Genomic DNA, 13,480 nt, shown 5'->3' with positions numbered 1-13,480 from the left:
AGGCTCACGCCGTGCCGATCTACGCCGCCTACGGGTCGAACATGCACCCGGATCAGATGTCCGAGCGTGCGCCGCACTCCCCGATGGCCGGCACGGGATGGCTGACGGGCTGGCGCCTGACGTTCGGCGGCGGCGACATCGGCTGGGAGGGCGCTCTCGCGACCGTCACCGAGGACCGGTCGAATCCGGAGGCGAAGGTCTTCGTCGTCCTCTACGACGTGACCGAGGAGGACGAGTCGCTGCTCGACTCCTGGGAGGGCTCCGAGCTCGGCATCCACCGCAAGATCCGCGCCCGCGTCGACACCGACGGCGGACCCGTCCTCGCGTGGCTCTACGTCCTCGACGCGTTCGAGGGCGGACTCCCCTCCGCCCGGTACCTCGGCGTCATGGCCGAGGCGGCCGAGATCGCCGGCGCGCCTGCGGAGTACGTGCACGCTCTTCGGGTGCGCGACGCCCGCAACGTGGGCCCCGGCCCGGGCGCGGCCGATCCCGACCTCTGAGCCGTCCGCCTAGAGCGCGGCGCCGCCCAGGACGATCCCCACGAGGGTCCGGACGCCGACGTCGAGTGCGCGTTCGTCGAGGTCGAAGTTGGGCTGATGGAGGTCGACGGGGTCGCCGACGCCGTCCCACACGCCCAGACGTGCCATCGCGCCCGGCACGTGCTCGAGATACCACGAGAAGTCCTCGCCGCCGCCGGACTGCGGTGTGTCGGCCACCGTCCCGGGCGCCACGGACTCCGCGGCCCGGCGGATCATCTCGGTGGCGACGGGGTCGTTGACGACCGGCGGGACACCGCGGCGGTAGTGCAGTTCGTGGGCGACACCCAGCGGTCGCAGCAATCCTTCGACGGCGTCGTGCACCAGCGGCTCCAGCAGGGCCCAGGTGGCGTGGTCACCGGTGCGCACGGTCCCCCGCAGCCTGCCCTCCTGCGGGATGGCGTTGGGGGCGTTCCCCGCGTGCGCCGCCCCCCACACCATGACCGTCCCGGTGCGCGGGTCGATACGCCGGGACAGCACGGCGGGGAGGCCGGTGATGACGGTGCCCATCGCGTGGACGAGGTCGCCGGTGAGGTGGGGGCGCGACGTGTGCCCGCCGGGTGAGTGGAGCACCACCTCGATGTGATCGGCCGCGGAGGTGATGGCACCCTCACGGAGACCGACGTGACCGACGGCGAGCTTCGGATCGCAGTGGAGCGCGAAGATCCGCGAGATGCCCTGAGTCACACCGGCATCGACCGCGTCCAGGGCACCACCCGGCATGACCTCCTCGGCCGCCTGGAACACCAGCCGCACACCGACCGGGAGGTCGCGGACCTCGGCGAGCACGCCCGCGACGGCCATGAGGACAGCGGTGTGCGCGTCGTGGCCGCACGAGTGGGACACCCCGTCGACCGTCGACGAGAACGGCAGACCGGTGCGCTCGGCGATCGGGAGCGCATCCATGTCGGCGCGCAGGGCGATCCGGGGCTCGGACGGACCGAGGTCACAGACCACGCCGGTGCCGAGCGGCAGGCGCTGCGGCGACAGGCCGAGCGACTGCAGATGAGCCATCACCACGTCGGTGGTGCGCTGCTCCTGCCGCGACAGCTCGGGATGGGCGTGCAGGTCACGGCGCCAACCGATCATGGTGTCCCGGTGCGCGTCGAGCCAGACCGCGGCGACGTCCGGGCCGGGTCTTGCCGTGCCGGACCCTCCTGTTCCGGACCCTCCTGGGGCGCCGGTCATCGGGAGGCGGTCGGCGCCAGGTCGGCGAGAACGCCGCGGCGCATCGACCGCTTCACGCCGGCGAGGTTCGCGCCGGCGACGCCGACGCGGTCCTGCGCCACCGCGCGGGCACGCTCGAGCAGTCCGTCGATCGCGACGGCCTCCTCGACGATCCCCGCCGCGGCCGCGTCGGCGCCGCCGTAGCGACGGCTGGTGGTCATCGCCTCGGTGCGGGTGCTCTCGGGCAGTCGCTCGGCGAGCAGGGAGGCCATGCCGTCGGGGAACGGCATGCCCAGTGCGACCTCGGGCAGGGACCAGAACCCCCGCTCGGTGCGCATGATGCGGTGGTCGGCACACAGCGCGAGCATGGCGCCGGCGCCGAACGCGTGGCCGTTGATCGCGGCGACCGTGGCCACCGGCAGCGTCAGCACGCGGGCGTAGACGTCGTGTACGCGGTCGATGTAGGCGTCGAGTCCCGACGGATCGGCGAGTTCCGCCAGCTCGAGGCCGTTGCTGAAGAACTTGCCCGTGGCGGTGATCACCAGCGCGCCGGTCGCCTGTGACTCGACCTCGGTGAGCGCGTCCTCGACCGCCGTGAGCCAGGACGACGCGAAGCGGTTCTCGGGGTTGTCGGGGTCGAGGTCGTGTCCCTCGGTACCCAGGTACAGCTCCCAGAGGTCTCCGGAGCGGTTCAGATACGGCATCGCACGACCTTATCGCGGGGGTGGGCGTCGCCCGTCGTGCCGTCGACCCGGCGCACACCGAACGGCTTTAGGCTCGGCCCATGAGTGATCCCGGTCCCGTCGTCGACCCCGCCCTCGATCCGGAGGGTGCTGCCGCACAGGCGGCCGCGGTGCTGGCGGAGCGTCTCGGCTCCCCTGCGCACGACGTGGCGGTGGTGCTCGGGTCCGGGTGGTCACCGGCCGCCGAGAGCATCGGGACCGCGCGGGCGAGCATGCCGATGGCCGACATCCCCGGCTTCACGGCTCCGCGCGCGGCCGGGCACGCCGGGACGGTGATGTCGACGGAGGTCGGCGGTCGACGCGTCCTCGTGCTGCTCGGACGGACGCACGCCTACGAGGGCCATCCACTGGAGTACGTGGTGCACGGTGTCCGCACCGCGGCCGCCGCCGGGGTGCACACCATCGTGCTCACCAACGCCGCGGGCGGAATCCGCGACGGCATGGCGGTCGGCGAGCCGGTGCTGATCTCCGACCACCTCAACCTCACCGCACGCTCACCGTTGCGTGGTGCCCACTTCGTCGACATGGTCGACGCCTACTCACCCCGGCTGCGCGAGGTGGCCCGCTCGGTGGAGCCGTCGCTGACCGACGGGGTGTACGCCGGTCTGCCGGGACCCCACTACGAGACCCCGGCCGAGATCCGCATGCTCGCGACCCTCGGTGCCGATCTCGTCGGGATGTCGACGGTGCACGAGACGATCGCCGCGCGCGCCGCCGGCCTCGACGTCCTGGGGATCTCGCTGGTGACCAACCTCGCCGCCGGGATCACCGGCGCGCCGCTGGATCACGCCGAGGTGCTCGACGCGGGACGGGCGTCGGCACCGGCACTCGGCGGTCTGTTGGATCGTGTGATCGGCGCCCTGTGACCGGCGCCGAGACGCTCGCCGACTCGGTGTACGCGTGGCTCGCCGCTGATCCCGATCCGGCGGCGCGGGCGGAACTCGTCGATCTCGACGACCACGCCCTCGCCGAGCGCTTCGCGGCGCCCCTGCGATTCGGCACCGCCGGCCTGCGGGGACCGGTCCGCGCCGGTCCCGCGGGGATGAACCGGCTCGTCGTACGCCGTGCCACGCGGGCACTCGCCGCCTGGCTGCGGCAGCATCCCGGCGAGACGGAGACCGTCGTGGTCGGGTGCGACGCCCGCCACGGCTCGGCCGAGTTCGCCGCGGAGGCCGTCGAGGTGATGCGGCAGTGGGGATTCGACGTCGTCGCGCTGACCGGGACCGTGCCCACGCCGGTCCTCGCCCACACCACCCGTGCCCTGCATGCGGCGGCCGGGATCATGGTCACCGCGTCGCACAACCCGCCCGCCGACAACGGGTACAAGGTCTACCTCGGCGGCGACGACCTGACGCGGGGAGCGCAGCTCGTCCCTCCCGCCGACGCGGCGATCGAGCACCTCATGACGAGCGATCCCCACCCCGCTGTCGCCCAACGGGTCTCACCGGTCTCCGACACCGACCCGCGTGCGGCCGCGGCTGTCGAGGCGTACCTCGCACGTCTCGTCGAGCGGTTCGGGACCGGGCCACGGCCGGTGCGCGTCGCCCTGACCGCGATGCACGGCGTGGGCGGCGCGATCGCGGTGCAGGCGCTGCGGACTGCAGGGGTGACCGACATCGCCGTCGTCGCCGAGCAATTCGACCCCGACCCCGACTTCCCCACCGTCGCGTTCCCGAACCCGGAGGAGCCCGGCGCCGCCGACATGCTGCTCGACCTCGCCCGCGCCGGCGGCGCCGACGTGGCCATCGCACTCGACCCCGACGCCGACCGGTGCGCGGTGGGCTGTCTCGTCGACGGACGGTGGCGCATGCTCACCGGCGACGAGACCGGCGCCCTCCTGGCCGATCACCTCCTGACCGACCGTGTCGACGCCGACCGCGACCCGGCCTCCACCCATGGTGCCGCCGCCGTCCCGTTGGTCGCGTCGACCATCGTCTCCGGGTCGCTGGTTGAGAAGGTGTGTGCCCACCGGGGCGCACGCTTCGCCCGCACCCTGACCGGTTTCAAGTGGCTGGTCCGCGCGGGCGGGGGCCTGCTCTATGCCTACGAGGAGGCCATCGGGCACTGCGTCGACCCCGACGCCGTACGGGACAAGGACGGCATCGCGACCGCGGTGGCCGTCACCGATCTCGTCCACCGACGACTCCTGGCCGGTTCCGATCTCGCCGGCGCCCTCGACGACCTCACCGACCGCCACGGCGTCCACCTCACCGGCCAGGTGGCCCACCGCACGGAGGACCTGTCGTCCATCACGGCGGCGATGACCCGTCTGCGGACCACACCGCCCGAGACCCTGCTGGACCATCACGCCACGGTCGACGACTTCGCCACCCGCGACGACGGACTGCGTACCGACGCGGTGTCGATCTCCGCCGGGGACGACGACACCCGGCTGCGGATCATCGTGCGGCCGTCGGGCACCGAGCCGAAGGTGAAGGCGTACCTGGAGGTCGCGCTGGCACCCGACCCCGACCGGGCCGCCGCCCGCGTGCGCGCGGACGCTCTCCTGGATCGTCTCCGATCAGCGGCGAGAAGTCTCGTCGCCGGGACCGCGCCGTGAGCCCGGTCGACGCGGCCACCCCCGTCGTCGCCACGGACGGTGTCGACGTCGTCCGGGGCGGCCGGTACCTGCTCTCGGACATCACCATCCGCGTGCGGCCCGGGGAGCACTGGGCACTGCTCGGACCCAACGGCGCCGGCAAGTCCACCCTGCTGCACATCCTCGGCGCGTTCGGTCACCCGACGCACGGGACCGTCGACGTGCTCGGCGCTCGCCTCGGTCGCGTCGACATGCGGGAACTGCGCACACACATCGGCCACGTCGATCCCCGCCACCGACTCGACCTCCCCCTCACCGCCCACGACGTCGTCCTCACCGGACTCACCAACACCCCCGAACTCGACCGACGGCGTGTCATCGACGACGCCGAACACCGCCACGCCGACGAACTGCTCGACATCCTCGGGATGGGTGCGCGCCGGGACCTGCGCTGGACCACCATGAGTCAGGGCGAACGCGGCCGCACACTGGTCGCCCGTGCCCTGATCGGGCGGCCATCGCTGCTGCTGATGGACGAGCCGGCCACCGGTCTCGATCTCGCGGCCCGCGAGCAGCTGCTGATCGGCATCGACGAACTGCGTTCCCAGGTACCGGATCTGGCGAGCATCATGGTCACCCACCATCTCGAGGACCTGCCTGTCAGCACGTCCCATGCGTTGCTCCTCCGCGACGGTCGCGGCGTCGCACAGGGTCCCGTCGACCGCGCTCTGACGTCGTCGACGGTCAGCGCCTGCTTCGACCACCCCGTCCAGCTCGACCGGACCCACGGTCGGTGGTCGGCGACCACACGGCGGGACCCCGCCGACGTCCGTGGCGGTTAGGCGCTGACGAGCTCACCGTCGCGCAGCACCAGGGTCCGCACGACCGGTCCGGTGTCGAACATGAACGGCACCACGGGGTGTGGCTCGAAGTTCCCCGCGCCCAGGTCGTCACGGGTCCGCCAGCGGAACGTGTGGTCGACCTCCCACCCCCGGGCGTCCTCGAGGTCGAGGTCGCTCCCGTCGACGTCGAAGCAGAACAGCAACTCGTGCACCCGCCGACCCGCCGCCGCGAAGAAGTTCTCGACCATCAGACGCATCGGCCCGACGGGCAGCGGGACCCCGATCTCCTCGAGCAGTTCCCGTTCACAGGCGTGGAAGGCGCTCTCGGCGAGCCGGACACGGCCGCCGGGGAGGAACTCGTGCGACAGCGTGCGGTGCGCGCACGTCAGCACGGCGTCGCCCGACCGCACCACCGCGGCCGCCCGCACACCGAACGTCCCTTCCCCCATCACCGGGGACACGTCGCCGGAGTCGGTCATCGCGGCCCGAACTGCCGATCCCCCGCGTCACCGAGGCCGGGGACGATGTAGGCGTCGTCGTTGAGTCCGTCGTCCACCGCCGCGGTCACCAGTCGTACCGGCGGCGAACACTGCGCCAGCGCGGCGATGCCCTCGGGCGCGGCCACCACGCACACCGCGGTGACGTCCCGGGCGCCACGACCTGCCAGCAAACCGATCGTGTGGACCATCGAGCCGCCGGTCGCGAGCATCGGGTCGAGCACGAAGACCGGTGTGCGGGACAGGTCCTCGGGCAGCGACTCGAGGTAGGGCACCGGCTGGTGGGTGGCCTCGTCGCGGGCGATGCCGACGAAACCGACGTTCGCCTCGGGGATCATCGCGTGGGCCTGCTCCACCATGCCGAGGCCGGCGCGCAACACCGGCACCAGCAACGGCGGGGACGCCAACCTCGACCCGGTGGTCGCGGTGACCGGGGTCTCGATGTCGACGTCCGCCTCGGGCGCGTCCGTCAGCGCCTCGTAGACGAGCATCTGTGTGAGGTCGGCGAGCGCGCCGCGGAAGGCGGCGTTGTCGGTCCGTCGGTCCCGCAGTGTCGTCAGCCGCGCATGGGCGAGGGGGTGGTCGACCACCGTGACGTCGATCGCGGGGGCCCCGGGCGTCGATCCCCCGCTCGACGGACTCCCGGTCACCGGAGTCCCGGTTTCACGGTCTGCGTCAGTGAGGTCGTCCATGCGAAGGGATCCTAGGCGGCTCCGGGGCCGCCGAGCGCGTCGACGGAACCGGGTCGACGGAACCCGGCGGGGGCGGTCTGCGTCCAACGGACATGGACAGCACCCCGCTCCCGCTCGACGCGCCCGCCGCCGTCGGCCCGTCGCCCGCCGCCGTCGGCCCGTCGCCCTCAGTGATCGACCGCATCTCCCCCACCCCGGTCACGGAGACCGTCGCGCCCGCGGTACCCGCCTCCGGGGGCGTCTCGGTCGAGACGATCGCGCTCGACCACCTCGCCCGCGCGCTCGACACCGTCGGCGAGTCGCTGGCGTCGCTGCCGTCGGGCGGTGAGGAGGCGGTGGGCGCGCTGGCGGTCGCTCTCGGACTCGTCGCGGCCCAGTTCGTCACGGCCCTGCTCTCCGCCGCCGTCGAGCAGCACCGCGATGTCGCCGACGCCGCCGGCGCGATACGGCAGATCGGCGCCGCGACCGCCGCGAGCCGCCAGGCGTATGCCGCGCAGGACCGGTCCGGTGCGGACGCGCTCCGCACGGCCGGGGCCGCGGCGTGATCGGCCCGGTGGCCGCGCTGGCCGCGCCCCTGCGCGCCCTGCTCGACGCCGTGGGGACCGGGCACCTCCCGGCCGACGGTCCGATCGCACAGTTGCGGTGCGCCGCGGACGCATTGGACCGCGCCGGCACCGACCTCGACCGCGCGACCTCCGCGGTGCCGGCGATCTGGGACTCCAGCGGCGCGGACGCCGCGGTGCGCACCGTGGGAGAGCACCGCCGGCACGTGGGTGGACTGGCCGACGACGTCCGCGCGGTGGCCGACATCGGCGACGAGGCGGGCAGGGTGGTCGCCGAGGCCGCGCGGTCCCTGCGGACAGTCCTCGACTCGTTCGTCGCGGCGGCCGACGCGCTCGGTCCGGCCGCGACCACGCCCGCGGGTCTGCCCGCACTGGTGTCGATCGGTGTCGCACACCTTCAACGGGCGCTCACCGTGATCGGTCAGGCGCAGGCCAGGCTGACCGCCCTGACCCAACGGCTCCAGTCGATGGCGCGGCGCCGCACCCCCGCCGTACCGGATCCGGGACGACTCCGCCGTCCCGCCGCCTCGCCACGGACTGGCGGCGCGCACCCCACGAGAGGCCGGGCCGTGGGTGAGCACCGTCCCGGCGGGGGTGACCACGGCACGGCGGGCGCGACGACATCGCCGGCGGGAACCCACGACGGCGCACATCCCGGCGGGCGCGTCCCCATCACGTTGCCCGACGGGTCGGTGGCCTACGCGCCGAACGAACGCGCCGCGACCGCGGTCCGCGCCGCACTCTCGCAACGCGGCGTGCCGTACGCGTGGGGCGGCACCACCCCGGGCCAGGGACTCGACTGCAGTGCGCTGACCCAGTACGCGTACCGCCAGGCCGGGGTGGAGCTCCCCCGCCTCGCCCAGGACCAGGACACGGCCGGTTTCCGGGTCGACCGGGGCGAGCTGCTCCCGGGCGACCTGGCTGTGTGGTCCGGCCACGTGGCGATGATCGTCGGCAACGGCCAGATGATCGAAGACAATTGTCAGAAGGGGTACCTACACTCGTGACATGCGCGCGATCATCTACACCCGGGTGTCCAACGACCAGTCCGGCCGGTCCACCTCCACCGACGACCAGGAGCGTGAGTGCCGCGCCATCTGCGAACAACGCGGGTGGGATGTGGCCGAGGTGTTGTGCGACAACGACATCGGCGCGTCGCGTTGGTCCGGGAAGGACCGGCCCGCGTACCAACGGCTCGCCGAGGTACTCACCGCCGGCGACGTCCTCGTCACTTGGGAGGCCTCGCGCGCGCAGCGCGACCTCGCCGCCTACGTGCAGCTGCGCGACCTGTGCACCGTGCGGGGCGTCCACTGGTGCTACTCCGGCCGCCTGTACGACCTCGCCGACGGCGACGACCGGTTCGGAACCGGACTCGACGCCCTCCTCGCGGAGAAGGAGGCAGAGCAGATCCGGACTCGAGTACTCCGCGGGAAGCGGGCGGCCGCCGCCGCCGGCCGACCTGCGGGACGCCCTCCGTTCGGCTACCGCGTGCAGCGTGACCCCGACACCGGCCGGACCGTCACGTGGGAGCCGCACCCGCAGTACGCGCCACTGGTCCTCGAGGCGATCCGGCGGGTGTTCGACGGCGAATCGTTGTGGTCGATCAGCCGCGACTTCACCGCCCGCGGTATCCCGCGGCCCCACCGATCGGGGCCCCCCGTCCCGGCGCCGTGGGTGCCGCAGCGGATGCGCGTCATGCTGCTGTCGCCGTCGTACGCCGGGAAGCGCCAGCATCAGGGCCAGGTGGTGGGTGATGGCAACTGGGAGCCGCTGATCAGCATCGAGCACCACGAGCGGCTGCGCGCGATCCTTACCGACCCTGCCCGGTCGACGTGCAACGACCCGACCGCGCGACACCTGCTGACGGGGATCGCCTGCTGCGGGGTATGTGGTGCCGTCATGCGGTTCACCGCCGCACCGTCGCGCCCCACACCGCGATACATGTGCGAGGCGCATAGCTGTGTGTCTCGGCGGTCGGAGTGGGTGGACGAGCTCGTCGTCGAGGTGGTCCTCGCTCGCCTCGAGACACTCGATCCCGCCGCGGTGGCACCGACCGACCCGGTGGTTACCGAAGCGCTCGCGGAGGCGCGATCGCTGCGCGAACGCCTGGACGCCTTCGTCGACCAGGCGGCGGACGGGTCGCTGTCGGCGGCCGCGCTCGCCCGGGTTGAGGCCCGACTGTTGCCGCAGATCGCTGCGGCGCAGCGTCGCGCATCCGCCGGCCACCGCCACCCCATCGTCGCCGCGGTCGCGGGCCCGCAAGCGCGCGAACAGTGGTCCGTGATGCCGCTCGTGGACCGCCGCGCGCTCATCCGAGCAGTCGCCACCGTCACGATCAACCCCACGAAAGCAGTCGGGCCCGGCGTCTTCGAGCCCGACGACGTGTCGATCGAATGGGTGCAGTGAGGGCCTACTGCCCTGCCGCAGCCGCGTCGGACGGCCCGTCGCGACGCGGTTGATACCGCTTCAGGACTCCGATCGCGAAGCAGATGACCGTCAATACGGCGAGCACCGCGATTGCGGGGGTGTAGTTGTGCCGTGCGGAGATGCATCCATCTGCTGCGTATGTGGTGTTCGGGGACGACGACGGGAAGTAATCCGAGCTGGACGAGAGGGCATAACCCAAATCGTTTTGAGCGGCTCGAAGGTTTTGGTTGGCGTCCACTACATCTGCAGAGCTGTTGTCGTTGGCAATCCATGGCCCGCAGTCCACGCCGTTGTAGCTGATCGGGATGAGAACTGCGACGACGAATGTGGCGAGGAGGAAGACGACCGTCAGAAGGAACGCCCCAGACCCGGGACGCTTCATGACGGTCTTGATCGAACGGGTGTTGTCGCGCGCGTTGTCGCGGGCTTGGCCGAAGATGCTGCGCTTCGCGGGATCAGGCTGTGTCACTGAACTGAGGTCCTGTCTGATGCGTCCTGGCGTGCAGAGCGGATGCGTCGCAGCCGGTTTGTCTGTATTGGGTCGAACTGTAATGCTTCGTGGGTCGACAGAAGGTGGTTCAGACGCTGGTAATACCGCGTTGGTGACAAACCGAACTGTTCTCGGATCGCGTTTTCTTTGGCCCCCGGCGTCCGCCACCACAGCCGCTCGAACTCCAGAATGCGGCGGTCCTCGTCGGTCACGCTGCATCCCCCTCGAGCTGCTCGTCGATCCACGCCCGCTCGTCGTCGCTCAGTGATGCCACCAGTGCGAGGAACATGGGCATGTCGACCCACAGCTCGTCCGCGGCCTCCGCGGTGTCCCGTGTCCACCGCAGTACGTCGACGAGTTGCTCGAGCGCGACCAGGCGGCGGGCCGCGATCCGCTCGACCGTCACCTCCTCGCGTGCACGGAGCACTGAATCGCGAGGGAACACACGGCGCTCGTCGTGCACCAGCTCGTGGGTCAGCGTGCAGCGCCGTTCCGCCTGCAACTGGCGGTCGGCGATCTCGATGGTGTCGCCCTCGATGCGCCCGCGCCGGCAGTCGGTGTCGCCGCGGAACGCGATGGTGAGATGTGCGCGGTCGCGGGCCGCGCGCCATGGGTGGTACATGGGTCCGACGGTAGGTGTGCCCACCGACACCAAATGCCCGTGACCAGCAATTACATGACTGTAATTCGATCAGGACCCGTCGTCCTGTGGGCCTTCCGCGTCCGCGTCCTGGGCGTCGCGCAGCTGTGCGCCTTGTGACTTGCCGGGTCCCACTCGGTTGGCGAGGTCGTAGTCGGACTGCCGGTCGCCAGGGGCTGCGACCGCATCATCGCGCGGTTCGGACTCGAACTTCAGCACGAAGTCGGCAACCTGAAGGCATGCGTCGAACGGTAGGTCCGACACCCGGTTGCCGATCCAGAGCTTTTCGTGTCGCAGGACCTGGGCTGTGACGGCGTCGACGAACGCGTCATCCGCGACGGCAGGTCCAGCTGCCTTGACTGTGGCCGCAACCAAACTGGCAACACGCGCACGGATCACGTCAGACGATTCGCCCGCATGGTCTGACATCGCGTCGTCGTACGCGTCCTCTTGTAGCCGTTCCTGCCACTGATAGGCGGTGTCGTGGCCCAAGCTCTCGCCACGCGCATCTGCGAGTCCATCACCGATTCGCTCGACGGTCCCTTGCTGCCAGCCGAGGGCCTCTTCGACACTGCGCAGCTTGATGTCGCGGACGGGTAGAGCGTCCTCCACGCGCTTCCACGTGATCGAGCTGATGCCAGCCGCGGTAGCCGCGGCCTCTTTGCTCAGGCCCTTCTCCAGGCGACGACGCACGACGGCGGTCGCCACTCGCTCCCGCCACCGCTCGTCGCTGTCCTCCGCGTTAGTCACGTCGAAAGCTTGTCAGTCATCACCAGGAACATCTAGTCCGGCCTAGTCACTTACACGCGTGTAACTCGTGGCTTCTACCACCAACGTTGCGCGCATAAGCACAGCTAGCCATACCTTTAGATGTTCCTAGGCACACCTGTTGACGTGTGTGACTAGCTGTGACTATCTTTGACAACATGACCACAGCACGAACGGGGCGCGCCTCCGCTGTCGAGATCCAGGGGTTCGCCTGCCGCGTCATCCGCGAAGCGCGGGGACGCAAGACGGCGGAGTTGGCGGACGCTCTGGGCGTCGACCGGTCGTACATCACGAAGATCGAGACAGGGCACTCGCGCCGCGTCAGCGCTGAGTTCTACTCAGCGCTTCTCGCGCAGTTGCAGATCGTCGACTACCGAGCGCTTCTGGCGAACCCGAATGCCACGGCCACCGCCGAACAGGTGCCCGCATGACCATCTGCCGGAACGACGACGAGCGCCGCCGCGAGGTGCAGCGCATCGCGAGGGAGATGGCCGCGACCGCGCCTCCCCTCACCGAGAAGCAGGCCGCGTTGCTGCGTCGCGTGTGGGTCCGGCCGGTTAACGCCCGCGGTGACGTGTCGTGAACACCCTCGACTTCGCCGCCGCGCAATCGATTCAGAACTCGCTGGAGGTCGCTGACGTTGCGGCCCCTCACCGGGTGCGCTTCAACACCCGCGCGCTGGCGCGCACCACCTACCTCTTCACCGCGGCCGAGGCGCGCGCGATCGCTGCCGCGTTCACTGCCGTCGCCGACCACGCGGACCGTCTCGGCCCCTGACTCTCCCCCGCGGGCGGATGGAGGAAGCCGCCCGCGGGGCGGAGCGCCCGAGACCCGTGTCCCGGGCACGGCCCGCCGCCTCGTCCCCCGTTCGGGGCGGCGGGCCATCACCCACCACCACATCGAGACCCAACCGAAGGACACGCCATGACGCTCGACCTGGACCGCATCACCCACCCCCTGCGTCTTGCGAAGGGGTCACACCAACCCGGCAGCGGGAAGGGCTGCGCGATGAACGTCGTCAGCTACATCAACGGCGACACGCAGATCACCGACTACCCCGAGTGCTCCGCCCGCCCACTGGCGTCGCTGGTGCAGGGCTGCAACGACTACCTCGCCGACGCAGACGGGTTCCTGTCGCCGGACAATTCGGTGCTGGTGCTGAACCTGGGGTGGCGCACGGTTGGTACGGCGGGCGTTTCGGACGCGGTGCACGCCCTGTGGATCGCGGGGGTGTTGACGAACCCCGAGTGGGGTGTCGTGCAGTACGCCGATGCGGACGGTCGGGTGGCGATCGAGCGGATCGCCGATCTGCATCGGCAGTCGGCGATCGGTGAGGTGCCGTTCGCATGGGAGGCGTCCGCTGCCCGGTCCGCTGCCCGGTCCGCCGCCCGGTCCGCCGCCTGGTCCGCCGCCCGGTCCGCCGCGTTCGTCGAGTTCACCAGCCACGCCATCGACGCGTGGCGTCGCATCGCGGAACTAGACGCACCCGTCGACATCACCGCCGACGCGGTCAACGACGCACTCAACCGCATCGGCTAACCCACCGCTCAATCACCCACCACAACCACCGAGATCG

19 protein-coding genes are annotated in these 13,480 nt (G+C 71.2%); 11 read left to right on the top strand and 8 right to left on the bottom strand.

Annotated features, from left to right (window positions below; all coding sequences use genetic code 11):
* The first annotated feature begins 11 nt into the window (after positions 1-11).
* Entirely contained in the window at positions 12-500 is a 489-nt protein-coding gene (locus tag LX14_RS19680) for a gamma-glutamylcyclotransferase family protein (RefSeq protein WP_253649082.1), read from the top strand.
* A 9-nt stretch (positions 501-509) separates the two neighbouring features.
* On the opposite strand, the gene LX14_RS19675 is transcribed toward LX14_RS19680, so the two are convergent.
* Both LX14_RS19675 and LX14_RS19670 read right to left on the bottom strand, forming a co-directional pair.
* Positions 510-1,724 (bottom strand): amidohydrolase, encoded by a 1,215-nt coding sequence (locus tag LX14_RS19675; protein ID WP_372505470.1) that lies wholly within the window; start codon positions 1,722-1,724, stop codon positions 510-512.
* Positions 1,721-2,407 (bottom strand): enoyl-CoA hydratase/isomerase family protein, encoded by a 687-nt coding sequence (locus LX14_RS19670; RefSeq protein WP_253649081.1) that lies wholly within the window; start codon positions 2,405-2,407, stop codon positions 1,721-1,723. The genes LX14_RS19675 and LX14_RS19670 overlap by 4 nt, the downstream gene beginning before the upstream one ends.
* Before the next feature lie 80 nt (positions 2,408-2,487).
* Between LX14_RS19670 and LX14_RS19665 the strand changes: the two genes are divergently transcribed.
* The 3 genes from LX14_RS19665 to LX14_RS19655 are packed head-to-tail and all read left to right on the top strand — an operon-like array spanning position 2,488 to position 5,827.
* Positions 2,488-3,312 carry a purine-nucleoside phosphorylase gene (locus tag LX14_RS19665; protein WP_253649080.1) on the top strand — a complete coding sequence of 275 codons (825 nt, stop codon included), beginning with the start codon at positions 2,488-2,490 and terminating at the stop codon, positions 3,310-3,312.
* The gene (locus LX14_RS19660; protein ID WP_253649079.1) at positions 3,309-5,006 is read left to right on the top strand and encodes a phospho-sugar mutase; all 1,698 of its coding nucleotides are present in this window, start codon (positions 3,309-3,311) and stop codon (positions 5,004-5,006) included. The genes LX14_RS19665 and LX14_RS19660 overlap by 4 nt, the downstream gene beginning before the upstream one ends.
* Positions 5,003-5,827, top strand: a complete 825-nt coding sequence (locus LX14_RS19655) for an ABC transporter ATP-binding protein (RefSeq protein WP_253649078.1) — start codon at positions 5,003-5,005, stop codon at positions 5,825-5,827. The genes LX14_RS19660 and LX14_RS19655 overlap by 4 nt, the downstream gene beginning before the upstream one ends.
* On the opposite strand, the gene LX14_RS19650 is transcribed toward LX14_RS19655, so the two are convergent.
* Both LX14_RS19650 and upp read right to left on the bottom strand, forming a co-directional pair.
* Positions 5,824-6,306, bottom strand: coding sequence for an NUDIX domain-containing protein (locus LX14_RS19650; RefSeq protein WP_253649077.1), 483 nt, complete (start codon positions 6,304-6,306; stop codon positions 5,824-5,826). The genes LX14_RS19655 and LX14_RS19650 overlap by 4 nt on opposite strands.
* Entirely contained in the window at positions 6,303-6,926 is a 624-nt protein-coding gene (gene upp / locus LX14_RS19645; protein WP_253649189.1) for a uracil phosphoribosyltransferase, read from the bottom strand. Before upp ends, LX14_RS19650 begins: the two co-directional genes overlap by 4 nt.
* A 182-nt stretch (positions 6,927-7,108) precedes the next feature.
* Between upp and LX14_RS19640 the strand changes: the two genes are divergently transcribed.
* From LX14_RS19640 to LX14_RS19630, 3 genes are read left to right on the top strand one after another with little or no spacing between them, the layout of a single operon-like run.
* Positions 7,109-7,561 (top strand): type VII secretion target, encoded by a 453-nt coding sequence (locus tag LX14_RS19640; RefSeq protein WP_253649076.1) that lies wholly within the window; start codon positions 7,109-7,111, stop codon positions 7,559-7,561.
* On the top strand, positions 7,558-8,586 hold the full coding sequence (locus tag LX14_RS21030; protein WP_253649075.1) for a C40 family peptidase: 1,029 nt from the start codon (positions 7,558-7,560) through the stop codon (positions 8,584-8,586). Before LX14_RS19640 ends, LX14_RS21030 begins: the two co-directional genes overlap by 4 nt.
* Before the next feature lies 1 nt (position 8,587).
* Positions 8,588-9,985, top strand: a complete 1,398-nt coding sequence (locus LX14_RS19630) for a recombinase family protein (RefSeq protein ID WP_253649074.1) — start codon at positions 8,588-8,590, stop codon at positions 9,983-9,985.
* Between the two features lie 4 nt (positions 9,986-9,989).
* Here the strand turns inward: LX14_RS19630 and LX14_RS19625 are convergent, their stop codons facing one another.
* The 4 genes from LX14_RS19625 to LX14_RS19610 form a co-directional block, all read right to left on the bottom strand.
* On the bottom strand, positions 9,990-10,475 hold the full coding sequence (locus LX14_RS19625) for a hypothetical protein (protein ID WP_253649073.1): 486 nt from the start codon (positions 10,473-10,475) through the stop codon (positions 9,990-9,992).
* Complete coding sequence (locus tag LX14_RS19620) at positions 10,472-10,708, bottom strand: DUF3263 domain-containing protein (RefSeq protein WP_253649072.1); 237 nt, start codon at positions 10,706-10,708, stop codon at positions 10,472-10,474. Before LX14_RS19620 ends, LX14_RS19625 begins: the two co-directional genes overlap by 4 nt.
* A complete protein-coding gene (locus LX14_RS19615) occupies positions 10,705-11,118 on the bottom strand; it encodes a hypothetical protein (RefSeq protein ID WP_253649071.1) in 414 nt (137 codons plus the stop codon). Before LX14_RS19615 ends, LX14_RS19620 begins: the two co-directional genes overlap by 4 nt.
* 69 nt (positions 11,119-11,187) lie before the next feature.
* A complete protein-coding gene (locus LX14_RS19610; RefSeq protein ID WP_253649070.1) occupies positions 11,188-11,844 on the bottom strand; it encodes a hypothetical protein in 657 nt (218 codons plus the stop codon).
* A 218-nt stretch (positions 11,845-12,062) separates the two neighbouring features.
* On the opposite strand from LX14_RS19610, the gene LX14_RS19605 reads away from it, so the two are divergent.
* From LX14_RS19605 to LX14_RS19590, 4 genes are all read left to right on the top strand, one after another.
* The gene (locus tag LX14_RS19605) at positions 12,063-12,335 is read left to right on the top strand and encodes a helix-turn-helix domain-containing protein (protein WP_253649069.1); all 273 of its coding nucleotides are present in this window, start codon (positions 12,063-12,065) and stop codon (positions 12,333-12,335) included.
* Entirely contained in the window at positions 12,332-12,487 is a 156-nt protein-coding gene (locus LX14_RS19600) for a hypothetical protein (RefSeq protein WP_253649068.1), read from the top strand. The genes LX14_RS19605 and LX14_RS19600 overlap by 4 nt, the downstream gene beginning before the upstream one ends.
* Complete coding sequence (locus LX14_RS19595) at positions 12,484-12,681, top strand: hypothetical protein (RefSeq protein WP_253649067.1); 198 nt, start codon at positions 12,484-12,486, stop codon at positions 12,679-12,681. Before LX14_RS19600 ends, LX14_RS19595 begins: the two co-directional genes overlap by 4 nt.
* A 147-nt stretch (positions 12,682-12,828) precedes the next feature.
* Positions 12,829-13,443, top strand: a complete 615-nt coding sequence (locus LX14_RS19590; RefSeq protein ID WP_253649066.1) for a hypothetical protein — start codon at positions 12,829-12,831, stop codon at positions 13,441-13,443.
* Positions 13,444-13,480: the final 37 nt, after the last annotated feature.

The organism is Williamsia deligens (assembly GCF_024171765.1).
Taxonomy (GTDB): domain Bacteria; phylum Actinomycetota; class Actinomycetes; order Mycobacteriales; family Mycobacteriaceae; genus Williamsia_A; species Williamsia_A deligens.
The sequence above is the reverse complement of the archived record's forward strand: the minus strand, read 5'-3'. Positions and strand labels throughout refer to the sequence as shown.